The organism is Tepidibacter mesophilus (assembly GCF_002724055.1).
Lineage (GTDB): Bacteria > Bacillota > Clostridia > Peptostreptococcales > Peptostreptococcaceae > Tepidibacter_A > Tepidibacter_A mesophilus.
In genome coordinates this window covers 23,890-45,811 of sequence record NZ_BDQY01000002.1, presented here as the reverse complement: position 1 = coordinate 45,811, position 21,922 = coordinate 23,890, and the positions used below count along the sequence as shown (strand labels likewise).

The 21,922-nt window shown below is 28.6% G+C and carries 26 protein-coding genes, 1 riboswitch and 1 other annotated feature; of the genes, 4 read left to right on the top strand and 22 right to left on the bottom strand.

The window, feature by feature from the left end:
- Positions 1 to 23 precede the first annotated feature (23 nt).
- Positions 24 to 707 carry an SIMPL domain-containing protein gene (locus tag Tmeso_RS02000; protein ID WP_099187732.1) on the top strand — a complete coding sequence of 228 codons (684 nt, stop codon included), beginning with the start codon at positions 24 to 26 and terminating at the stop codon, positions 705 to 707.
- 4 nt (positions 708 to 711) lie between these two features.
- Here the strand turns inward: Tmeso_RS02000 and Tmeso_RS01995 are convergent, their stop codons facing one another.
- From Tmeso_RS01995 to nadE, 6 genes are all read right to left on the bottom strand, one after another.
- Positions 712 to 1,122 carry a hypothetical protein gene (locus Tmeso_RS01995; protein ID WP_099187730.1) on the bottom strand — a complete coding sequence of 137 codons (411 nt, stop codon included), beginning with the start codon at positions 1,120 to 1,122 and terminating at the stop codon, positions 712 to 714.
- Between the two features lie 146 nt (positions 1,123 to 1,268).
- Positions 1,269 to 1,436, bottom strand: a complete 168-nt coding sequence (locus tag Tmeso_RS16280; RefSeq protein ID WP_187296189.1) for a hypothetical protein — start codon at positions 1,434 to 1,436, stop codon at positions 1,269 to 1,271.
- Positions 1,437 to 1,734: 298 nt separating this feature from the next.
- Positions 1,735 to 3,060 (bottom strand): APC family permease, encoded by a 1,326-nt coding sequence (locus Tmeso_RS01990; protein WP_099187728.1) that lies wholly within the window; start codon positions 3,058 to 3,060, stop codon positions 1,735 to 1,737.
- 260 nt (positions 3,061 to 3,320) lie between these two features.
- Positions 3,321 to 3,515, bottom strand: a complete 195-nt coding sequence (locus Tmeso_RS01985) for a hypothetical protein (RefSeq protein WP_099187726.1) — start codon at positions 3,513 to 3,515, stop codon at positions 3,321 to 3,323.
- 223 nt (positions 3,516 to 3,738) lie between these two features.
- Positions 3,739 to 4,458, bottom strand: coding sequence for a YebC/PmpR family DNA-binding transcriptional regulator (locus tag Tmeso_RS01980; RefSeq protein ID WP_099187724.1), 720 nt, complete (start codon positions 4,456 to 4,458; stop codon positions 3,739 to 3,741).
- A gap of 70 nt (positions 4,459 to 4,528) precedes the next feature.
- Positions 4,529 to 5,278: an NAD(+) synthase gene (gene nadE / locus Tmeso_RS01975; RefSeq protein ID WP_099187722.1), complete on the bottom strand. Its 750-nt coding sequence runs from the start codon at positions 5,276 to 5,278 to the stop codon at positions 4,529 to 4,531.
- Positions 5,279 to 5,408: 130 nt separating this feature from the next.
- Here nadE and Tmeso_RS01970 point away from each other — a divergent pair, with 130 nt between their 5' ends.
- Positions 5,409 to 5,756, top strand: a complete 348-nt coding sequence (locus tag Tmeso_RS01970) for a TSUP family transporter (protein WP_099187720.1) — start codon at positions 5,409 to 5,411, stop codon at positions 5,754 to 5,756.
- Positions 5,756 to 6,124, top strand: a complete 369-nt coding sequence (locus Tmeso_RS01965; RefSeq protein ID WP_099187718.1) for a sulfite exporter TauE/SafE family protein — start codon at positions 5,756 to 5,758, stop codon at positions 6,122 to 6,124. The genes Tmeso_RS01970 and Tmeso_RS01965 overlap by 1 nt, the downstream gene beginning before the upstream one ends.
- A 52-nt stretch (positions 6,125 to 6,176) precedes the next feature.
- Here the strand turns inward: Tmeso_RS01965 and Tmeso_RS01960 are convergent, their stop codons facing one another.
- The 12 genes from Tmeso_RS01960 to Tmeso_RS01905 all read right to left on the bottom strand — a co-directional run bounded on the left by Tmeso_RS01960 (position 6,177) and on the right by Tmeso_RS01905 (position 17,813).
- Complete coding sequence (locus Tmeso_RS01960) at positions 6,177 to 6,566, bottom strand: CoA-binding protein (RefSeq protein ID WP_099187716.1); 390 nt, start codon at positions 6,564 to 6,566, stop codon at positions 6,177 to 6,179.
- 40 nt (positions 6,567 to 6,606) lie between these two features.
- A complete protein-coding gene (locus Tmeso_RS01955; RefSeq protein WP_099188192.1) occupies positions 6,607 to 7,254 on the bottom strand; it encodes a YigZ family protein in 648 nt (215 codons plus the stop codon).
- A gap of 52 nt (positions 7,255 to 7,306) precedes the next feature.
- Positions 7,307 to 8,053, bottom strand: coding sequence for a YwaF family protein (locus Tmeso_RS01950; RefSeq protein WP_099187714.1), 747 nt, complete (start codon positions 8,051 to 8,053; stop codon positions 7,307 to 7,309).
- Positions 8,054 to 8,266: 213 nt separating this feature from the next.
- Entirely contained in the window at positions 8,267 to 10,012 is a 1,746-nt protein-coding gene (locus Tmeso_RS01945) for a Na+/H+ antiporter NhaC family protein (protein WP_099187712.1), read from the bottom strand.
- A gap of 146 nt (positions 10,013 to 10,158) precedes the next feature.
- A riboswitch (Lysine riboswitch) is annotated at positions 10,159 to 10,337 on the bottom strand.
- Between the two features lie 60 nt (positions 10,338 to 10,397).
- Positions 10,398 to 11,192 carry a sugar phosphate isomerase/epimerase family protein gene (locus Tmeso_RS01940; protein ID WP_099187710.1) on the bottom strand — a complete coding sequence of 265 codons (795 nt, stop codon included), beginning with the start codon at positions 11,190 to 11,192 and terminating at the stop codon, positions 10,398 to 10,400.
- Between the two features lie 11 nt (positions 11,193 to 11,203).
- A complete protein-coding gene (serA, locus tag Tmeso_RS01935; RefSeq protein WP_242967825.1) occupies positions 11,204 to 12,790 on the bottom strand; it encodes a phosphoglycerate dehydrogenase in 1,587 nt (528 codons plus the stop codon).
- Between the two features lie 50 nt (positions 12,791 to 12,840).
- Complete coding sequence (locus Tmeso_RS01930) at positions 12,841 to 13,920, bottom strand: pyridoxal-phosphate-dependent aminotransferase family protein (protein WP_242967824.1); 1,080 nt, start codon at positions 13,918 to 13,920, stop codon at positions 12,841 to 12,843.
- A gap of 63 nt (positions 13,921 to 13,983) precedes the next feature.
- Positions 13,984 to 14,184, bottom strand: a binding site (T-box leader).
- A gap of 210 nt (positions 14,185 to 14,394) precedes the next feature.
- Positions 14,395 to 14,580 (bottom strand): hypothetical protein, encoded by a 186-nt coding sequence (locus Tmeso_RS01925; protein WP_099187708.1) that lies wholly within the window; start codon positions 14,578 to 14,580, stop codon positions 14,395 to 14,397.
- 71 nt (positions 14,581 to 14,651) lie between these two features.
- Entirely contained in the window at positions 14,652 to 15,074 is a 423-nt protein-coding gene (locus tag Tmeso_RS01920) for an NUDIX hydrolase (RefSeq protein ID WP_099187706.1), read from the bottom strand.
- Positions 15,075 to 15,205: 131 nt separating this feature from the next.
- Positions 15,206 to 15,859, bottom strand: a complete 654-nt coding sequence (locus tag Tmeso_RS01915) for a HEAT repeat domain-containing protein (protein ID WP_099187704.1) — start codon at positions 15,857 to 15,859, stop codon at positions 15,206 to 15,208.
- Positions 15,860 to 15,878: 19 nt separating this feature from the next.
- Positions 15,879 to 17,159, bottom strand: a complete 1,281-nt coding sequence (gene hflX / locus Tmeso_RS01910) for a GTPase HflX (RefSeq protein WP_099187702.1) — start codon at positions 17,157 to 17,159, stop codon at positions 15,879 to 15,881.
- Positions 17,160 to 17,330: 171 nt separating this feature from the next.
- A complete protein-coding gene (locus Tmeso_RS01905) occupies positions 17,331 to 17,813 on the bottom strand; it encodes a hypothetical protein (RefSeq protein ID WP_099187700.1) in 483 nt (160 codons plus the stop codon).
- 210 nt (positions 17,814 to 18,023) lie between these two features.
- Between Tmeso_RS01905 and Tmeso_RS01900 the strand changes: the two genes are divergently transcribed.
- Positions 18,024 to 18,290 (top strand): cysteine-rich small domain-containing protein, encoded by a 267-nt coding sequence (locus Tmeso_RS01900; RefSeq protein ID WP_099187698.1) that lies wholly within the window; start codon positions 18,024 to 18,026, stop codon positions 18,288 to 18,290.
- A 90-nt stretch (positions 18,291 to 18,380) separates the two neighbouring features.
- On the opposite strand, the gene Tmeso_RS01895 is transcribed toward Tmeso_RS01900, so the two are convergent.
- The 4 genes from Tmeso_RS01895 to Tmeso_RS01880 all read right to left on the bottom strand — a co-directional run bounded on the left by Tmeso_RS01895 (position 18,381) and on the right by Tmeso_RS01880 (position 21,915).
- The gene (locus tag Tmeso_RS01895; protein WP_099187696.1) at positions 18,381 to 18,524 is read right to left on the bottom strand and encodes a FeoB-associated Cys-rich membrane protein; all 144 of its coding nucleotides are present in this window, start codon (positions 18,522 to 18,524) and stop codon (positions 18,381 to 18,383) included.
- A gap of 53 nt (positions 18,525 to 18,577) precedes the next feature.
- Positions 18,578 to 18,859, bottom strand: a complete 282-nt coding sequence (locus Tmeso_RS01890) for a DUF2325 domain-containing protein (RefSeq protein ID WP_099187694.1) — start codon at positions 18,857 to 18,859, stop codon at positions 18,578 to 18,580.
- 117 nt (positions 18,860 to 18,976) lie between these two features.
- A complete protein-coding gene (locus Tmeso_RS01885) occupies positions 18,977 to 19,879 on the bottom strand; it encodes a chemotaxis protein (protein WP_099187692.1) in 903 nt (300 codons plus the stop codon).
- A 116-nt stretch (positions 19,880 to 19,995) separates the two neighbouring features.
- The gene (locus Tmeso_RS01880) at positions 19,996 to 21,915 is read right to left on the bottom strand and encodes a complex I subunit 5 family protein (RefSeq protein WP_099187690.1); all 1,920 of its coding nucleotides are present in this window, start codon (positions 21,913 to 21,915) and stop codon (positions 19,996 to 19,998) included.
- Between the last annotated feature and the right edge of the window lie 7 nt (positions 21,916 to 21,922).

Sequence of the window (21,922 nt, the reverse complement as noted above, 5' to 3'; positions counted from 1 at the left end):
AAATTTTTAAAAGGAGGTTTCTGATGATTCCATATCCCCCTTCATACAATAAAAGACCCTCAGTGAATAGAAATGATGAGAATCAAACTAAAAATCATAAAACAATATCAGTTGTAGGAACCGGATCTATACAAGTGCCCCCAGATGTAGCAACAGTAATAATAGGAGTTGTAACCCAAGATAAGGACCTACAAAGAGCACAAGCTGAAAATACAAAACAGTCAAACAACGTAATCAAGGCTTTAAACAACATAGGAATAGAAAATGAGGATATACAGACTATAAATTATTCAGTAAATATAAACTACGATTATATAAATGGGAAACAAAAATTTAGAAACTATGAAGTAAAACATATTCTTCAAGTAACAATAAAAGATATAAATCAAGTAGGAGAGGTTTACGATGTATCAATTAGAAACGGAGCTAACATAGAAGGTGGAGTAACCTTTAGCTTGTCTAATGAAAAATACTATTATGATAAAACCTTAGATTTAGCGGTTAAAGACTCTGTAAGAAAAGCAAATAATGTAGCAAGTTCCTTAAGTACAAAGGTTAATAATATTCCTTTAAGTATAAAAGAAACATCATTTGGTCAATCTCAAGTATATCCTACAAATTATGCATATAAAAATAATGCCCCACCTATTCAAAGTGGACTTATTGAAATTTCTGCACAAGTAAATGCTACATTTGAAATAATCTAAAAATCTAGTACCACCCATTATATTCTTCATCTTTTTTACCTTTTAATATATGAATATCATATGGTGTATAATCTTCTATAAGTTTTTCATTGTAATATACTAATTCTTTTATATCAAGATAATCCATGGTATTTATTAAATCATTATATACATCGATATCTTTCTCTTTAAGGTTCATAAATTCAGTAGCTACAATTCCAAAATTAGCTTCTAGATATGCATTATATATTTTATGAGTCGTACTATGGTTTTTATCTGATATTAAACTTCTAAATTTTTTAGTATTATCAAAATACGCTTGGCAATATCTTGATAGATTATTCAAATCATATTGTTTTATATCTATATTTTTTATACTTGCTCTTAATTTATTACTATTCTTAATAACTTCACCCCACACGGCTATAATATTCATAGGTTTTCCTCCAAACAAAATTTAGTTTCTACTATTCTATATATAAAAATAAGAGTTTGAATTCAAACTCTTATTTTTATATTATTTTTAATTTAGTTAAATTTTATTCTCGTACTCAATATTTATATTAGTTTTTAAAATAAACATTATTTTAAAAATCTTTCAGCATCAATTTTAGAACTTAATTTCTTTAATTCTTCTATAGTTTCAATTATATCTTTATCATTTCTATCACCTAGTAATGCTTTCTTCTCTATTGTTAATCTAAATAGACTAAGTGATATTAAATCTAATTCTCTTTTATTTAATTTCATCTTACACTTCCCTATTTATATATTTTTACCTCAAATTTCAAGTAAACTATCTCTATTTTATATATTAGCTATTACATAAAACTTAATGCCATAATTAAGCTTTACTACACCATCAAAACACCCTAATCATCACTAAATATTGTATAATATTTTTCATTTTTTTACAATTATTTTTAATTTCTATATTGCTATCTATGCATATAACTATAAAAAAAATGATCTCTGTTTAATACAGAAATCATCATATTTAACATCTATAATTTTATAAAATATACTCCTTTAAAGATTAATGTAATCTTTATTTTACTTCTTTTCTATAAAATAATAAACCTGAAAGAAATACAATAGCAGAAATACCTAAATCAACTTTTACAGAAGGCTTAGAAATCCCACCATAAACAACTATCAAAGCCCCCATAAGTGCAAGTATAGGAATAATAATCCTTTTAATAGTGGATAAGTCATTCATTTTAATCATAAATGCAACATAAATAACAATATAAAATGCATAAATTAAAGCTATCGGTAATTCCGAAACATCTATGAACATTTCACCAGGGAATAATCCTGCAAAATTCATATACCAAACTACTAAATATACACAAATCAAGCCAAAACTTGCCATAGCTGAATTAGTAGGCATATTAGTTTTACTATCTACTTTAGAAAAAATTTCAGGCTTTATACCTTGCCCTCGAATGGCTAATGAATAAAAAGAACGGGAACCTCCAAGTATAAGTCCATTAAGAGTACCTAAACAAGATACTATTATAAATGTAGTAAGAACAGATGCTCCTAAACTTCCAAATACAACACTAGCAGCAAGATTAACAGCATTGTCTCCTTGTTGTAAAATAGTCTCAGCTGGAATAATTCCAACTATACCAAGGAAATATGAAATATATATAACCACTATAGCTGAACTTCCGAATATAAGAGCTTTAGGAAGAGTCTTTTTAGAATCCTTTATCTCTCCATTGATTGTTGTTGCAATAATCCATCCTTCATATGCAAACGCAGTTCCAAGTACAGCAGCTGCAAATCCATTTCCTCCACCCACAGCACCTGTAGCTTTAGTAAAGTTTTCAAGCAAGATTCCATTATTAACTCCCTGAAATATACCAACCATTGCTATAACAATTAAAGGAACTACTTTGATTGCCGTTGACGCGACTTGGAACTTACCTGATAATATAGGCGATAAATAGTTCATAGCATATATCCCTATCATATATATAGCAGACACAATCCATACAAAGTTACCCTCTTTATTAAATAAAATAGCAGTATAATTAGCAGCTACCCATGCTAGTACGGCAGCTAATGCTGGATAATAAATAATTGCATTAAACCAACCTATTAAATAAGCAAACTTTTCTGAAACTATACTCTCAGCATAGTCAACTATTCCGTTAGATCTTTCAAACCTATTAGAACACTCTGCAAAAACCAAAGCTCCAAAAATCATAGAAATTGCTCCAACTAACCAAGCCATTAAAGCTGTTTTTACATTCCCTCCAGAAGCCATAAGAATATTATCTGCCTTAAAAAATACTCCTGACCCTATTACTATACCAATAACCATAGCAACAGTGGTCCAAAGGCCATATTTCTTTTCCATCATAGTATTTACCTCCTTTAAATCTTAATCCTATTTTAAAATTATATATAAATTTTAATTTAATATATTATATAACAACATTTAAGAAAATTCTATATTTTACGACAATTTTTTGTAATTTTTTATATTTCATCATAATATTTATTCAGATAGTTTACATCATAAATATTTTCAAAATAAAAACTGCTTGTCAAATAAATTCGACAAGCAGTCTAGAAATATTTAAAATAAAAAATAGACTTATCTGTTAATACTATCCTCATTTATTGGATTTCCTTATTACATATTTTAGACTCAACATTCGATTTTGTATCTTGATATCCTTCTACCAACTTCTTATATGCTATTTTTTCCTCTACAGATAGCTCTTCATCGTATTTCTCTAAGCACATCTGTATACTCTCTATAGCACAGTCCATTCCTTGAATAAATATGTTTAATTTTTTATCGTCATGCATAATTTAATAGCCTCCTCTCTATGGAAGCTTCTCCATAGATACGGTCTTTTAAACCCTACATTATTATATACATCTAGATATCCATAAAAACTTAAAAATACAAAAAAATCACCCTCCTACATAGACATTTTGATACATGTCCATATAGAAAGGCGATATACATTGTGTATATTCTTAATTCAAACCCACGTAAAAACCTTGATAAACGTTCAAATTTCAATGATTACTCTTCCAGTTCCCAGTTATGGTAAACTTCTTGTATATCATCATCATCTTCCATCATATCTATCATCTTATTCATAGACTTAACTAAGTCTTCAGTATCAAGCTTTGCAGTAGTTTGAGGAAGCATTTTTACATCTGCTGCTATAAACTCATATCCTTTTTCTTTTAATGCATCACTTACAGCACTAAAATCTTCTGGAGCTGTTAAAACTTCAAATCCATCTTCTTCAACTATGAAATCTTCAGCACCAGCTTCTAAAGCTATATCCATTAACTCTTCTTCATCTATACCTTCATTACTTATCATTATTTGACCTTTTCTATCAAACATGAATCCAACACACCCTGAAGTTCCTAGATTTCCGCCGTTTTTATCGAAATAATATCTTACATTTCCAGCAGTTCTGTTCTTGTTATCAGTTAATGCTTCTACTATAACTGCTACTCCACCAGGTCCATATCCTTCATATACAACAGCCTCATAGTTGTCTCCATCAAGCCCGCCAGCTCCTTTTTTAACAGCTCTATCTATATTATCATTAGGCATATTATTAGCCTTAGCCTTATCTATAGCTGTTTTAAGTGTTGCATTATATTCAGGATCTGCTCCACCTTGTCTTGCTGCAACAGTTATAAGTCTTGCGTACTTAGTAAAAACTTGAGCTCTTTTTGCATCTTGCTTACCTTTTCTATTAATTATATTTCCTATACGTCCCACAATCTCTCACTCCTTAATATCAACATTAAACATTGTAATTTTAACATAAATTTTCATTTTAGTAAACAAACTAGAAAATTGGAGGCTTTGGAGGCATAATTCTTTTGTGCTCTGATCTTTTATGTAATCTATCTATTATCTCCTTGTCCTTTTGAGGCACATCTTCTCCTTTAACTACTTTATCTATCATGTCATAAGTTGTTCCCATTTCATTCTCATCAGTTTGTCCTTCCCAAAGACCTGCAGATGGCGCTCTATTTAAGACAGATTCAGGAACACCTAAAACCTCTGACCATTCATAAACTTCTCTCTTTGTTAAGTTAGATATAGGAAGTATATCTACCCCTCCATCACCGTATTTAGTAAAATATCCAGTATGTACTTCAGCTGCATTATCAGTTCCAACTACCATATAGTTTAAATTATTCGCTACTGTATAAAGAGTGCTCATTCTCACTCTAGCTCTTAGATTGGCATCTGATATTCTAGCGTTATCTTCATTATATATACCCTTATCTTTCATGTTATCAATTACTATATCGAACAATTTAGATTGAACTTCAGTTAAATCTAAATCCAAGTACTTTATGTTACAAGCCTTAACAACCTTTAAAGCATCTTCTCTATCCTTAGGATTACTTTTTATTGGCATAATTACTCCTAATGAATTATCAGGAAATGCCTTTTTAATCAAACAAGCAACAAGAGCTGAGTCTATACCTCCAGAAATTCCTACTACCAATCCATTAGTACCAGATATTCTAACTTGTTCTCTCAACCACTGTACAGTTTTTTCTATTTTTTGTTCTATAGTCAACATTCCATAACCCCTTTCTATATATATATCTCTATTTATTATAAGTCAAATTTATTAATTTATTTTACATAAATTTAATTATATCATAAATATATTTCGTAGTTTATGATAAAAATAATACTGGTGATAAAATATGAATATAAAAACTATATTGATAGGTTTTATAACAGGGTTTATAAATGGTATATTCGGTTCTGGTGGTGGAAGTATACTCGTTCCTGCTCTTAATAACATTTTAGAAATAGAGGAACATAAATCTCATGCAACTGCTCTTAGCATAATAATATTTTTTACACTTACCAGTTCATTTATATACATAAAAAATGGTATATTTAATTTAGGTGTTACCTATAAAGTTGCTATTGGAGCCACTATCGGAGGAATTATAGGAGCTAGACTTTTGAACAAATTTTCAGGTCCAAAACTTAGATTAATATTTGGATTTTTTATGATAATAGCTTCCTTAAGGATGGTGTTTTAATGCTTATATTAATAGGGATTTTATCAGGTATTATAGGTGGTATGGGTATAGGTGGAGGAACAATTCTTATACCTTCTCTATTATTTTTAACTTCTATAGATCAAAAAATGGCTCAAAGTGTTAATTTATTGGCATCTATTCCAATGACTATATTTGCACTTATTTTTCACATAAAAAATAAGAGTGTGGAGTATAAAGTTATACTACCTATAGTTTCATTTGGAGTAATAGGTGCTTTGTTAGGATCCAAAATATCATCAAATTTAAACTCCGATTTTTTAAGAAAGATATTCGGAGTATTTTTATTTATAATGGGAGTTTACGAAATAAAAAAAGGTTTACAGAGAAAAGACACTACTCCAAAGTGAGGTCACTGAAAAACTTATTGTTTTTCAGTGACCTCACTTTATCTTCATTTTTTTATCCTAGTTCTACATATAAGCAATCATAGTAAACTATATTAAGTCCAAGTTTGTTAGCCTTATCTATCGTCTCTTCATCAAAACTTCCAGGTTGAAACCATACATTTTTTAATCCAAGCTCTGATATATCATCAAGTAGTTTGTTTGATATTTTAGGATTAACTACTACACTTACACAATCAACTTTTTCTGGTATATCTTTTATAGATTCATATATTTGATACCCTTCTATCTCGTTGTACTTAGGGTTAACTCCGTGTGTTATATAACCCTTATCATTTAGTTTTTTGAATATTTTATACCCATATTTACTCTTATCTTCTGTAACTCCTACAACTACCCATTTTTTCATTTCTATCATTTCTTGTTTTAGTTTTTCAATTGTCATACTATACCCTCCTGTCATAAGGATTTATACCCATTATAACTTAATCTAAAAGTATTTCATCATTATATTTTGATAGATAAAAATCTTCCTTTTGTTCAACTTCAACATTAGAACTTGTTATATCTATTATTTTATTCTTTACTACTTCTACTTCATCTGATTTTGAGTATACTACTATTGTAACCATATCTTCATATAATATTTCTTTTATTATGTATCCCAAATTCATAAGTTCATTTTGAACTTTTCCTAAAAGAGTATAATCCATTTTAAATCTTATATCAGTATATAAAATTTTATCTATTATTTTTGATGAATTAAGCCCTATCTTAGCTCCTTTTGTATACGCTCTAACAAGTCCACCTGCTCCTAATTTTATTCCTCCAAAATATCTTGTAACAACTACTGCTACATTTCTCAAATCTTCTTTTTTTATAACTTCAAGGCTAGGTATGCCAGCCGTTCCTGATGGTTCTCCATCATCACTGTATCTTTGAATATCCATATTCATACCTAATGTATATGCCCATACGTTATGAGTTGCATCCTTGTGCTTTTTTTTGATTTCATTGATAAATTCCATAGCTTCTTCTTCAGTCTCAACAGGTTTTGCATAGCCTATAAATCTAGACTTTTCTATTATAACTTCATCTTGTCCGTATTCATGTATAGTTTTATATTGTTTTATCATATACATACCTCCCAAAAAGTCTGTTGATTAAATAATCAACAGACTCTTATTAATAACTAGTCACTTCTTCTTTTTCTTTTATTATTTCATTTTTTTTATCTCTTATATAAAAAGGTATATACCATAGTGAAAATATACCTACTGCTATAATGGCAAGTATAGGAACATAATATGGATAAGGTGGTAAATAGTCAAGTGGACTTTTACTCAGTGGCTTGCTTCTTAAATATGAATAATTAGCTCCTATAGCATAGTTTACTACCTCTACTCCTGCAAAGTATACTATTGTCCAGTTTATAGTTTTTTTAAGCGATGATAGTTTTGGTTCAAATTTGTAAAAACACATCATAAATAATACAGATATTAGCATCCCGCCATGGCCCATAAAAAATTGTACAAACATAACATGAGGAAATTCAAACCCAGGATCAGGAGTTATTAAAGCAACAACACTACCTGACATTCCCCAAAAATAAGCTACTTCAAAAAAACCATAACTCTCTTTTAAAATCATTACAATACACAAAATAGTCGTTACCCTACATATATATAAAGGTAGAGATTCTTGCAACGTAAAATTTCCAGAAGTTACATACCAAGAATACATAAAAAATTGTTGAACAATAAGCATTATCCCTATACTAAGCCCCACTTTTCTTCTATTTTTATGTATATATTCTCTCATTAAAAACATTCCTAAGATAATAGCCCCTATTATTATCAAAGTTGTTATATGACTTTTTGAATAAAGATTAAAACTTTTTGAGTCATATGTAGCTTTCCAAAATGCATCCATATATATTTTCTCTCCTTTTTGTCTATATCTTACAAGTTTATATAATAACCTATATATTATAACACATGTATATACAATAAAAAACGATTATACATTCCTATTTTTTTACAGGCCTCATATCCATATATACCTTATTTATATTTAGTAAACTAAAAATGACGTTCATTGAAATACATTTCAATAAACGTCATTTTTGCGATTACATAATGATGATTATAAATCAGCTACATCCTTTAAAGATGCACTTTCTGCATCCTCTACTGGAGTTCCTACAAAATACACAGTACCAATTATTGCTAAAATAGCTATTGGAAGCGTCAAATATACAGAAACTCCTAAACCTGCTGGTAAATATCCAAATAATATAGATATAGCACCTACTGTTAAAGCATATACAATTTGAGTATTAACATGATCTATATGGTTACATCCTGCTCCCATTGAAGATAATATAGTTGTATCTGAAATAGGTGAACAATGATCCCCAAAAGTAGCTCCAGTTAAAACAGCTCCAGCACTCATTATAATATATGAAGACTCTGGCGATATAGCATGTGCAAGAGGTATAGTAAGAGGCATAAGTATACCCATCGTTCCATAAGATGTACCTGTTGCAAAAGATATAACAGCTGCAAGTGCAAATATTATAGATGGAAGTAAGAACTTTGGTATAGCACCAGATAATACAGATACTAAAAACTTAGCAGTTCCAAGTTCTTTTATAACACTACTTAAAGACCATGCAAGTAATAATATAACACCTGTTATAACTAACGAATTCATTCCTTTTACCCACGTATCAATAGCTTCTGATACCTTAAATATTTTTTGACTAGTACCCATTACAATAGCTACTATACTTGCAAATAGTGCACCCTGAAATAATACGATACTAGCATCAGATGCTCCAAAAGTTTCTCTAACAGCTGCAAATGAAACAGGAGAATTCTTTAATAATTCTATTAAAACAGTATCTTCTCCACCCATTATAGTATTGTATCCATTGTAGTAAAAACCAAGTAAAGATGCAAATATTAAAACACCTATAGGAATTATTGCATTCCATACACTAAGCTTAATTCCCTCTTTAGGTTGAATTTCTTTACTTTCTTCTTCAAATCTCGAGTCTATTTCATCAGCTAAAACCTTCCCACTAGTTCTAGCTCTTCTCTCAGACTTAAGCATTGGTCCAAATTCTCTTAAGAATAGAGCAGTACAAACTATGAATACAAGAATTAATATATTGTAAAATCTATAAGGAATAGTAGATATAAATACAGAATAAGCATTCACCTGCTGACCTATACTTGCATAAGCATCCTTTATTAAGCTTATTTCATAACCAATCCAAGTAGATATAATAGCAATACCAGCTATAGGAGCTGCAGTTGCATCTATTATAAACGATAATTTTTCTCTTGATATTTTCATTTTATCTGTTACAGGTCTCATTATAGGTCCTACTATAAGTGCATTTGCATAATCATCAAAGAATACTATTAATCCTAAAATCCAAGTAAATATTTGAGCACTTCTAGCAGACTTGGCTCTTTTAGCAAGACTCTCAGCTATAGCTTTAGCTCCACCCATTCTAGTTATAAGTGCAATAAGTCCACCTATAGTTAAACACTGAAGAATAATACCTGCATCCCAAGGGTCTGCTAACGACGCTAAAACCTTGTCTATTATAGATAAAAATCCATTAAATAAAGCCATAAAGATATTAGAACCACTTAAACTAACTAAAAAGGTTCCCGAAAATACACCTAAAAACAATGATAATACGACATTCTTAGTTATAAATGCTAATACTATAGCAACTAACGGTGGCAATAAAGTCAATAACCCAAACTTATCTGCATTAACTTGAGCTGGGTCTAATTCCTCCGCAAAACCCAGATTCATACATAAAGCAAACATCATAAAAGTTAAAATTAAAATAAATCCTCTTTTTCTCATTTTTACTCCTCCTCAAATTTATTGGTACAAGCGAAATTTTTTGGAGAAAAGTCCATCAAAACAAAAAAACCTTGAGTCTTCACTCAAGGTTAAATAAGCATATTTAAATTAATACCTTATGAATAGGATTAATTGCCTACTTCCATTTGAATGATAGCTCTCCACAAATAAATATTTGTGACAGTGTTGCACATATTATATGCAACCCCAACTCTACAACCTTAAAGCATCAGTTGTAAAACTTCGGCATTATTTCCTTTCATGCTTCTTCATAGTGCTTAACTCCAAAGCAGTACTATTAAACAATGCAACCTCTATCTTTTTTTCGTTCACTTGTTATTTCATAATAATACAATACACTTTTAGTTTCGTCAATAATAAAATTTTAGTTTTCTATAAACTTTCTGAAATTTTTTAATGATTTCAAAGCTTTTTCTCTAGGTCTTACCTCTAATATATAAATCTTATCTTCACATCCTATATCTTCTATATACTTTGAAAAATCAAGTTTTCCATCTCCTACCACTTGATGGTCACTTATATCATTTACATCATGAACATGAATAGTTTTAATTTTATTTATATTATTTTTAAAAAATTTTATTTCATCGTATGTTTCTAAATAAGAATGACCTATATCCCAAGTTAAGAATATATTTTTTTTATATATAATGTCTGATAAAACCTCTTGATATAGTCTTTTAGTAAATCGTCCTGAATTTTCAACACAAAGTTTAATCTTATCTTTACAACAATCGCTCAAATCCATTAAAGAATGTTTTAAAATACTTCTATATTCTTCATAATATATATCATCTAAATAATACTGTTTATCTGTTAATGTAAAATAAGGAGTCACTCCTATGTGTATTGTTATTCTACTTGCATCTATATTTTTTCCAAATTCTATAATTGCTTTCAATCTATCAATACCAGCATTTCTAACATTTTCGTGAAGAGTTAAAAGAGATATGTCCTCAGGTGCATGCATAGTAATCTCTATATTATTTTCTTTTTTATATTTTTTTATATTTTCTATATCTTTCTCATCATAATTTTCAGGAAAAAAACACTTCATATTCATATTTATTTCAACTGCATTGAATCCATTGATTTTAGCAAATTCCATACAATCAAGTATGCTTTCTTCTCCAACAGATGCTGCATATCCTATTTTCATAAAATCACTCCCTATAACTTTATACCTTTAGCCCATAATACATTTTTAACATTTGATACATCTTCAATAGACTCTTTTGATACTCCTTCATCTATATTTAATATCATTAAAGCTTTTTCCCCTTTTATATTTCTACCAACTTGCATAGTTGCAACATTTACATGGTTCTTTCCTAGGACCATTCCTATATCACCTATTACCCCTGGAACATCCCAGTTTTGTATAAACAACATGTGTCTAGTTGGGTTTACATCTACTTCATATCCATGAATTTCAACAAGCTTTCCTTCCTTTTTTGAAGATAAGCTCCCAAGCAAAGTAAATTCACCATTTTTATTTTTTATTTTTATAGACATTGAGTCTACATAATTTTTATAATTCTCTTTTTTCTTTTCTTCATTTACAATTATCCCTCTATTTTTAGCACATAAATGAGCATTTATATAGTTTACATTCTCCTTCATAACGGGTTCTAAAAGACCTTTTATAAAAGCTATAGTAACCATTTGAACATCTTGAGAAGCTATATTTCCATGATATTGAATATCTACAAATTCAATTGCCTCATTATGAATCTGATAATATATTTTTCCTAGTTTTTCTGCAAGTTCAATATAAGGCTTAATTACCTTAAGCTCTTCTCTATGAATAGTTGGAAGATTAACTGCATTAGTGACAATATCGCCATTTAGTCCATTTATAATCTGATTAGCAATTGTCTTTCCAACATTTTCTTGTGCTTCTATGGTTCCTGCTCCTATATGAGGAGTAACTACTATATTTGGATGATCAAATAACTTACTATTAACGCAAGGCTCTATTTTATGAACATCAAGAGCTGCACTTGCTATTTTACCATCCTGTATTCCTTTTAATAATGCATCCTCATTTACAATTCCACCCCTAGCTGCATTGACCAGTCTAACTCCCATTTTCATACATTCTATTTCATCGTAATCTATTATATTTATAGTTTCTTCTGTTTTAGGAGTATGTACAGTAATAAAGTCTGACTCTTGTAATAAATCCTTTAATACATCCTTTTTAGTCGCCTCGAATTTTTCAAATCTTTCATCTTTTATATACGGATCATACGCTATTATATTCATTCCAAAAGCCTTCATTCTAGTTGCAACCAAAGATCCTATCTTTCCAAGACCTATTATTCCAAGAGTTTTTCCATAAAGTTCTACACCTTTAAAAGAATTTCTTCCCCAATTACCTAGTTTTGTATCTTCATTAGCTTGAGGTATATTTCTTGATTGAGAAAGTAAAAGACCTATAGTAAGTTCACAAGCAGACATAGTATTACTTTGAGGGGTATTTGCTACAATTATACCTCTTTTAGTAGCTGTTTCTACATCTATATTATCTATACCATTTCCAGCTCTTCCTACTATTTTAAGATTTATACCTTTATCTAATAATTCTTTATTAACCATAGTATTGCTTCTAACTATAATAGCATTATATTCATGTATTATATTCAATAATTCCTCTCTTGAAATACCTACTTTTATATCTACATCTACTATTTTTTCTAATATCTTTATTCCTTCTTTATCTATCATCTCTGTAATTATAACCTTATTTTTCAATATAATCTCCTCCAATTTTGTATTAAGTATTCAGTATACACATTTTTTAGCTAAAAATTTTTTAAAGTTTGATTTAATGCATGTAGTGTTTTATTTATCATTTTTTCATCAACACAACCCATATGTCCTATTCTTATAATTTCATTCTTTAATTTTCCTTGGCCAGCTGCTATTACTATGTTAAACTCTTTCTCCATTATTGTTTTAACATTAACCGCTTTATTTTTCATTTTTATAGAAGTGACCGTATTGGATTGATATTTTTCATCTACAAAAAATTCTAATCCCATATTTTTTACACCATTTCTAAATACATAGGCCAATCTTTCATGCCTTTTACAAGCATTGTCAATACCTTCTTCTTGTATCATTTTTAGAGCCTCATTCGCCCCAATTATAAGTGTTACAGCAGGAGTATAAGGAGTTTGTGGTAATTCTTTATCTATACTATCTTTAGCCTTTTTAAAATCAAAGTAGTATTTAGGTATGTTAGATTTTTGATTAAATTTCCAACCTTTTTCACTAACTGCTATAAAACTTAGTCCAGGTGGTGACATTAAAGCTTTTTGTGACCCACTTACTAATATATCTATATTCCAATCGTCCATCTTTATTTCAATAGCTCCTAAAGAACTGACTGCATCCACTATGTAAAGCTGTTTTTTATTTTTCATGAACTTTCCTATTTCTTGTATATTGTTATTAGCACCTGTAGATGTTTCATTATGAGTAACTATCAGTGCTTTATGCTGATCAGTTAATCTAGATTGTATATCCTCAATCTCAACTCCCTTTCCCCAAGGTATATCTAATTTATCAACTTCTATATCATATATCCTTGCTATATCTGCAAATCTATCTCCAAAAACTCCTATAGATACTATTAACACCTTGTCTTTTTTAGAGAACATATTCACAATACTAGCTTCTAATCCACCTGTACCTGATGACGGAAAGGTAAGTACTGTATTATCTGTTTGAAATACATACTTAAGCCTTTCATTAAATTCTTTAAATATATTTGCGAACTCATCAGTTCTATGATGAATCATACTCTCAGCCATTTTATTTAAAACCCTTTTAGGAACATTAGTAGGTCCTGGAGTCATTAAAATTTTATCTACTTTCATTTCTCATCTCTCCTAAAATAATATAATTTATTTATAATAAAAAAATCCCCATCCTTGACGTTAGTCAAGGACGGAGATATTATCCACGTGGTACCACCTTGTTTTACTGTATATACAGTCTTTAATCTTTAACGGAAATTCCGGCATAAGTTTTTACCCCTATGCAGTTCCAGGTCGGATTCAATAACTCTTATTATGGATTCACACCAACCATCCACTCTCTTAAAATAGAAATTATTTACTACTACCCTTCTAAACTTTTAAATTATTATTTTGTTATAGCTTTTTTTATTTGAGATTGATTATATTACCTAAATACAATTTCGTCAACACTTAAAATTTTTTTATATATATTTTTTTATTTAATACTAATTATTATTTTCATATGTGTATATTTAATTATAGTATTCTATTTAATTTATACAATAGAAAAGCCTTATTTTTTTAAAATAAGGCTTTTTTATTAAATATAGTTTATTGCATATTGCTTCTAATCTCATCAATTAAATCTAATGTACATTTACTATTTTCATAGTGATTACACTTTGAACAATTGTCTTCATTCTCACCAGTAGATGATGTGAACTGACTTTCTATTGGACTATATTGACTGCATCTAGTTGCTATTGCTTTTAATTCACTCATATTTAAATTATCCATACTTATATGCCTCCTTAAATTTAAGTCAAATATAGTTTAACCTAAAATTTAAGTTTTAATACTTTTTGAAATTACATTTCTTTTTTCAAATTTTTGTATTTTTTAAAAGACAAATTAACAATAGATTTATCTTGGCTATAAGTTATAAGTTCTAGTGCATCTTTTATTTTATAAAATCCACCATCTACAAATCCTAATTCTTTGTTTATATTGCATTTAACATCATTCGATTCCATAACATACCATACTATTTCATTACATACTGGAGTTTTTCTGCTTATTGAATAGAATTCATAATTAGTCTGACCTGCCGTTGATAATATTTTAGTATTTACACCACATTCATGTTTAACCTTATCTATAGCCACTTCAGCTGGAATACTATTACCTTTAATTATCCCTTTTGGTAATACCCATTCACTTTTTTCATTTTTTAATATCAATACTTTATTTCCATAAAAAACTATTCCTCCTGCACAATTTCTAAAAAGCATTTTAAACTCCCCCTTATATTATATTTGTATAAATTATAATTAAGATTATATGACCATATGATCTCATCTTTTTGGGTTTTTGTTTGTATTATTAATATATGTTTTTTAAATAGTGCTTATGAGGATAATAATCAATTTTTATTTTTCATATTTCCAATAATATCTATAGCTTCTAAGAAAGCTCTTTTTACATATTCTTTTTCATTAGGGTTGTTTATCAAATTTTTTAGCTTTTTTAATGTAATTTCATTTCCTATTTTGCATAAAGATTTAGCACAATATTGTCTAACCTGTGGTTTTGCATCTATAAGTCCCTTATGCAAATAATTTATACTTGCATCTGAACCTATCTTGCCCATAGCAGAATATGCCATTCTTCTTACACCTCCATGAGGATGTTTAGAACATATATGAACTTTATCCAATAATCTACAATCTTTTAGTTCTCCACAGATCCAAAGAAGTATCATCAAATCATCTACATTTTTTTCTATAATAATTCTTTTATACAACAATTTTTTTACATTGTTTAATTCACTTTCATTTAGTGAATTTATAATATCAATCCTTGAATTTTTATCTTCTTCAAGTAGTATTTCTATAATGTTTTTATTATTTGGCTTAGTTTGGCTCAAAATTTGCTTGTACTTTATTATATCTTTATTTACATCATCAATTTTCATATTTCTTATTTTACTTATCTGATTTATATTTTTTCCTTCTTGATATAACAAATATGTGATTTTAAAATCTTCTAAGCTATCTATATCATCCCAACTCAACACCGCTTTTATCCTCCAGATTTCAATTCACTTCATACTCCTTGTACTTCCCATAGTCCATATCATCAAGTGTTACAGCTACGAATATCCCATCTTCCTTATATTCAAACTCATCAACATTATTCTTATTTTTGATAGTATTAAATACTTCTCCTTTATTATATGGAATCAGCAAAGATACATCGTGAAGATTTCCCATTATTTTTTCTTTTATTTTTTCTAAAAGTTTATCTATGTTATAACCAGTTTTACACGATATAAATAACACATCCTCATCTTTCTTCGCATCTACATCATATCCTAGCTTATCAACCTTATTAAATACAGTTATAACAGGCTTATCAAGTGCTTTTAACTCTTTTAAGACATCAAGGGTCGTATTCATTTGTATATCATAACAATCATTAGATGCATCTACAACGTGAATTATCAAATCTGCATACCTAACTTCTTCAAGTGTCGCTTTGAATGCATCTACTAAATCATGAGGCAGTTTACTTACGAATCCAACTGTATCTACTACTAAAAACTCTTTTTTATTAGAAAGTGCTGCTTTTCTTAAAGTAACATCAAGAGTTGCAAATAGCATATCCTTTGAAAGAACTTCTTTTTCTATTTCATAATCCTTGTGAGTCTTCATAATTTCATTTGTGAGAGTAGATTTTCCTGCATTAGTGTATCCTACTAAGGCAACTATTGGTATACTATTTTTAAGCCTTTGCGATCTTTGTGTTTCTCTGTTTTTCTTTACTTCTTTAAGTTCTTTTCTAATATCAGATATTTTATTTAATATATGTCTTTTATCTACTTCTAACTTTTGCTCTCCAGGCCCTCTAGTTCCAATACCTGCACCTGTTTTTGACATTTCTTTACCAAATCCCGAAAGTCTAGGAAGCCTATATTTCAACTGAGCAAGCTCTACTTGAAGCTTTCCTTCTCTTGATAATGCTCTTTGAGCAAATATATCAAGTATAAGTGCTGTTCTATCTATAACTTTTACATTTAATAATTCTTCTAAATTTCTCATTTGTGCTCCTGAAAGTTCATCATTAAATATAACTACATTAACACCTAAGCTTTCACAATAAATTTTTATTTCTTCCAATTTTCCCTTCCCTATATATAGTGCAACATCTCTTGATTCCTTATTTTGAATTATCTTTTCTATAACCTCGGCCCCTGCAGCCTTAGCTAATTCCTCCAATTCATCCATAGAATCATAAATATCTATATCATCTTCTTTTTTGAATACATTAGTTATGTTGAGCCCAACTAACAATGCCTTTTCATTCTTTTTATCCATACAATCACCTCTTTTTAAATTCTTATATTATTTATTATACCATTTGTTGTTATTTTTAATTATAATAAATTAATTTATTATAATTCGTTAATTTTAATACATATATGTGCTTATTCAGATTATACAAGAACATTAGTTTGGTGTAAACAAAAAATAAGGCTAAATATGTATCTAGCCTTGTCTGTTAGCAAATGCTTCTAGGTTTTCAAGATATTCTTCTTTTTCTTTTATAATATTCGATAAAAACCTATATGTATTAGTTTCTACATCTTCTTCTTTTATAATTAGTCTTCCTTGTATATCTATAAATAATGCATATATTTCTTTTTCTAAATTCAAAGAGAATTTTAAAAGACTTTTAGTATCAGAAATTTTTGGATTCATTAATCTTTTTTTAAATTGATTAACCAAAAATAAAATCTTATCATATATCAAAAAATCAATTTCCTCCGATACTTCTTCATTTTGTTCTATATATATTTTTAGTCTATTATAACATTCTATATTTTTATCTAACCCTCTAACTAAAGTATTTACAACTATACTAATTCCTTTGTTTTGAGGATTATCATTTGCAATGTGCTTATATATACCTTTTCTCTTTTCTGCCATGTCTATTGCTTTGTCTATTAGGTCTATAGTATTATATGCCAATCAGTACCTTCCTTTCTTAATACATCAATAAATTAAAACATCTAAATAATATAAGAGTCCTACTCACTAATTAATTATACCCAATATAATTAATTAATAACCACATGACATTAGACCTATATTTCATCAAATTCAACAAATCTTACATATTTATATCCCCCTTTTTAATACTATATTATATAATATAGTATTAAAAAGGGGGATATAAATATGAGTGAAAATTATAAGTTTGTTCAAAATAATAAATGCGAATACTTTCCATGTCATAAGGTAAAGGATCCTAAAAATTTTAATTGTCTATTTTGTTTTTGTCCTTTATATATGCTAAAAGATACATGTGGTGGAAATTTTAAATATAAAAATAATATTAAAGACTGTTCTGACTGCACAATACCTCACAGTAAAGGTGGATATGAACATATAATGTCTAAAATGAAAGAGGTAATTTGTATAGGAAGTAAACAAACAGAAGAATAAAACTAACCCCTTAAAGTATTTTACAGGTAATTTTGCCTGTATATACTCTAAGGGGTTAGTTTAATGTATAAAAATATGTAGTTATTAAATTTAATCATCTTTTCTTGAACTACAACTTGTAGCCGTACATCCACTACAACCTATGCATTCTCCTTTAGCTTCTTTTTTTAAAGTTTTACCCAATGTATATACACCATAACCGATTACTATACCACCTATAATAAATGTAGCCATTTTATCAGCTCCTTATTGTTGTATTGATTTTCATTCATTATTCAAAGCATATACTAACACGTCATCTCTTTCATAGTATTACCAAAAGATGTCTTGCTACTATTGTGACAGACAACTACTGGTATATTTCTTTTCTTTGCTTCCTTTGATACAGTACTTGCAACTTTATGAGATATGGTATCTGTAAATATAACTATTCCATCACTCTTTCCTATAGATTTTGTCATATCATTTCTGCCGTATGTATACACCTTAGCTTTTACTCCATATTTTTTAGCTTCATCTATATAAATTCTTTCCATTCTATCATGACCACCATATATTACTATACTCATTCAACTCACTCCTTAAAATATTGTTATTAATAATCATTCTCACTTAATATATTAAATCATTTTCCCCTATTTGTCAATATAAAAAAATACGATATCGTTTTGATATCGCATTTTTTATTATTTATCTACTGTTAATTTGTCTATTAAGTTTACAAGTTTCCCAACCTCAGGCTTGCTCATTTGAGCGTCCGCTCCTACTGATTCCCCTTTGTGCATTAAATCATTAGTTATAAGAGATGAGAATATTATTACTGGAAGACTTTTTAATACTTTATGTTCTTTTATTTTTCTAGTCAATGTATGACCATCCATTTGCGGCATTTCAATATCTGTTATCAGGATTTGAACATCATCTATAAAACTTTCTCCCTTTTCATCAGATATAGAACTCAAATAGTTATACGCCTGTTCTCCATCATCAAAAAATCTCAGATTCCTAAATCCGGCCTTTACAAGAGTGTCATTGAGTACCTTTCTTATAAGTGGGGAATCATCGGCCAATATCATTTTTACCTTACTTCTATCCTTAACCTCAATATCATTAATTCTTTTTTCACTTATTCCCGAAGCTGGACTTATATCCATAACTATTTTTTCAAAATCCAACAACATTATTATTTTATTATTAAATATTATATTTCCAATAACCAAAGATGATTCATTTACATTTTCAGTTTTTTTAATTTGATTCCATCCTATTCTGTGAATTCCTAATATGTTGTCAACGCAAAATGCTACCTTTATGTTATTGAATTCGCATAATATTACTTTACATTTTTTTATGTCTGTATTTTGTTTTTCTATTACGTACTTCATATCTATTAATGTTACAACATCACCTCTAACCAAAGTAAGTCCTGCCACTGCCGGATGACTATTAGGTATCTTAGTTAAATAATCTACTTCAAGTATTTCTTTTACCTTTATAACGTTAATAGCATAGTTTTCTTTATTTATCGTAAATTCCAATATTTCGACTTCACCAGTTCCTGTTTCTAGTAATATTCCTTTATCTTTCATAAACTAAACCCCCTTTATTTTTCGACCATTCCCTTTATCTTTCGACATGATTATCTATTTTCCTTTTTTATTATTTTTTTTATTATATACCCTAATTTGCATTTATAAAACCAGTTCTAAAGACCTACTAATATAATAGTTATTATAACCAATACAAATCCTATTATGAATACAGAGTAAGTTACACTATTTAAATGGCTTCCTATTTCCTTTGACATGTCAGAAACTTTATAACTGTTATTCCCATTATACTTTATATTTGTCATTTCAACATCAGCAAGATTCTTAATATTTTCATTAGTGCTCTTTACCAAATTTATAACAAATGTATCTATTGTAGAAAATCCTATAGATAATACTTTATATACTAATTTAAAAGCTGGTCTATAAAAATCATTTTCTAAGTTGAACCATTCAAGGGATAAATTTTTATAGACTTTATATCCAAATTCTTCAACTAACAAATGTTTTCTTATAAATAAAACATATATACCTATTCCTAGAAATATAGTAACTATAGATGCTTTTATATTATCTATAGTATAAAAATCCATAACAAAATGTCCACTCAACTTAATATTGAAAAACATACTCTCTTTATTCATAATATGTATCAAAAATGAAGGTTTTATAGCCACGTATACTATACTTATACTCAATATAATCATAGGAAGTAACGCTCTCTTTTTTATTTTTGTTTTATACTGACCTTTGAAATCATCATTTTTTTCTACAAATATAGCTATAAATATTTTAAGTAGATACGCCACTGTAAAACTACTACAAACTGTAAATAATATTTCTAAGAACATAGCTTCTCTTCCATAAAAACTCTCTGATAAAGCATGATGTAGCATAGTCTTGCTTATAAATCCATTAAAACCAGGCATACCTATAATACCAAGCATACCTACTAAAAACAATACTTTTAATAAATTCTTATGCTTTCCAAAGCCCTGTATCTTATTTATACTAAGTTCGTCTAATATCATATATATTATACCCGAAATCATAAAAAGAAGTACCTTAAATAGTCCATGGTTTACAACATGATACATACTACCATATATAGCCATTTCCTTGTGTTCTCCTAATAATCCAACAAGTGCAACGCCCATTAATATATATCCAATTTGACTCATACTACTATACGCTAATATCCTTTTTATATTTCTTTGAAATATTGCTAAAAACCCACCTACGAACATACTTATAAACGATAATATAAGTAAAATCTCACAAAATAGTTTATCGTTTCCCATTATAGATATTGATACAATCATTATTCCATAAACCCCTGCTTTTGCAAGTATTCCAGAAAGTACTGCTGTTGCAGGTGTTGGTGCTGCTGGATATACCTTTGGAAGCCATATATGAAGCGGAAACATGCAGGCCTTAACAGCAAATCCTATCATAAGAGAAAAACCTATTGTATATTTTATACTTCCAATAGAATCTATTACCGATGATATTTCAGATATATTTAATGTATTCGTATAATCGAATAATAATAATATTCCCATTAATGTTATCATTCCACTAGCTATTGACATTCCTAAATAGATTCTTCCCGCTTTATGAGAATAAACATCATTATCGTGTATAACTAACATATAAGATGTAAATGCCATAATTTCAAAAAATGTAAATAGATTCAGTATATTTTCAGATACAAATATCCCTACTGTGCTCGAAAGCGTAATCATAAAAAATGCATAATACCTATTTCTATGATTATGCTTTATAAGATATTGAGTAGAATATATAGTAGTTAAAAACCAAATAAAGCATGTTAAAACCACGAATATATATCTTATCATATCCATTTTTAAATAAAGTCCAATTCCCATTATATGAGGTACGAATACTTCTATAGGTTGTTTTGAAACACTAGGATACATCATTATTACCAATAAAAACTCCATGCCAGTTATAATATCTATAACTAGATTTCTGAATCTTTCATTTTTTCTTCCAACTATATATCCAATTAAAGAGCCTATTAACGGAAGTACAATCATTATAATCAAATACATTTTTAAC

What these genes read in the sequence shown, in the direction of transcription:
- Tmeso_RS02000 (WP_099187732.1), top strand. Translation starts at nt 24, where the DNA reads ATGATTCCATATCCCCCTTCATACAATAAAAGACCCTCAGTGAATAGA.
- Tmeso_RS01995 (WP_099187730.1), bottom strand. Translation starts at nt 1,122, where the DNA reads ATGAATATTATAGCCGTGTGGGGTGAAGTTATTAAGAATAGTAATAAA.
- Tmeso_RS16280 (WP_187296189.1), bottom strand. Translation starts at nt 1,436, where the DNA reads ATGAAATTAAATAAAAGAGAATTAGATTTAATATCACTTAGTCTATTT.
- Tmeso_RS01990 (WP_099187728.1), bottom strand. Translation starts at nt 3,060, where the DNA reads ATGATGGAAAAGAAATATGGCCTTTGGACCACTGTTGCTATGGTTATT.
- Tmeso_RS01985 (WP_099187726.1), bottom strand. Translation starts at nt 3,515, where the DNA reads ATGCATGACGATAAAAAATTAAACATATTTATTCAAGGAATGGACTGT.
- nadE (WP_099187722.1), bottom strand. Translation starts at nt 5,278, where the DNA reads ATGTTGACTATAGAACAAAAAATAGAAAAAACTGTACAGTGGTTGAGA.
- Tmeso_RS01970 (WP_099187720.1), top strand. Translation starts at nt 5,409, where the DNA reads ATGAATATAAAAACTATATTGATAGGTTTTATAACAGGGTTTATAAAT.
- Tmeso_RS01965 (WP_099187718.1), top strand. Translation starts at nt 5,756, where the DNA reads ATGCTTATATTAATAGGGATTTTATCAGGTATTATAGGTGGTATGGGT.
- Tmeso_RS01960 (WP_099187716.1), bottom strand. Translation starts at nt 6,566, where the DNA reads ATGACAATTGAAAAACTAAAACAAGAAATGATAGAAATGAAAAAATGG.
- Tmeso_RS01950 (WP_099187714.1), bottom strand. Translation starts at nt 8,053, where the DNA reads ATGGATGCATTTTGGAAAGCTACATATGACTCAAAAAGTTTTAATCTT.
- Tmeso_RS01945 (WP_099187712.1), bottom strand. Translation starts at nt 10,012, where the DNA reads ATGAGAAAAAGAGGATTTATTTTAATTTTAACTTTTATGATGTTTGCT.
- Tmeso_RS01940 (WP_099187710.1), bottom strand. Translation starts at nt 11,192, where the DNA reads ATGAAAATAGGATATGCAGCATCTGTTGGAGAAGAAAGCATACTTGAT.
- Tmeso_RS01930 (WP_242967824.1), bottom strand. Translation starts at nt 13,920, where the DNA reads ATGAAAGTAGATAAAATTTTAATGACTCCAGGACCTACTAATGTTCCT.
- Tmeso_RS01925 (WP_099187708.1), bottom strand. Translation starts at nt 14,580, where the DNA reads ATGGATAATTTAAATATGAGTGAATTAAAAGCAATAGCAACTAGATGC.
- Tmeso_RS01920 (WP_099187706.1), bottom strand. Translation starts at nt 15,074, where the DNA reads ATGCTTTTTAGAAATTGTGCAGGAGGAATAGTTTTTTATGGAAATAAA.
- hflX (WP_099187702.1), bottom strand. Translation starts at nt 17,159, where the DNA reads ATGGATAAAAAGAATGAAAAGGCATTGTTAGTTGGGCTCAACATAACT.
- Tmeso_RS01900 (WP_099187698.1), top strand. Translation starts at nt 18,024, where the DNA reads ATGAGTGAAAATTATAAGTTTGTTCAAAATAATAAATGCGAATACTTT.
- Tmeso_RS01895 (WP_099187696.1), bottom strand. Translation starts at nt 18,524, where the DNA reads ATGGCTACATTTATTATAGGTGGTATAGTAATCGGTTATGGTGTATAT.
- Tmeso_RS01890 (WP_099187694.1), bottom strand. Translation starts at nt 18,859, where the DNA reads ATGAGTATAGTAATATATGGTGGTCATGATAGAATGGAAAGAATTTAT.
- Tmeso_RS01885 (WP_099187692.1), bottom strand. Translation starts at nt 19,879, where the DNA reads ATGAAAGATAAAGGAATATTACTAGAAACAGGAACTGGTGAAGTCGAA.
- Tmeso_RS01880 (WP_099187690.1), bottom strand. Translation starts at nt 21,915, where the DNA reads ATGTATTTGATTATAATGATTGTACTTCCGTTAATAGGCTCTTTAATT.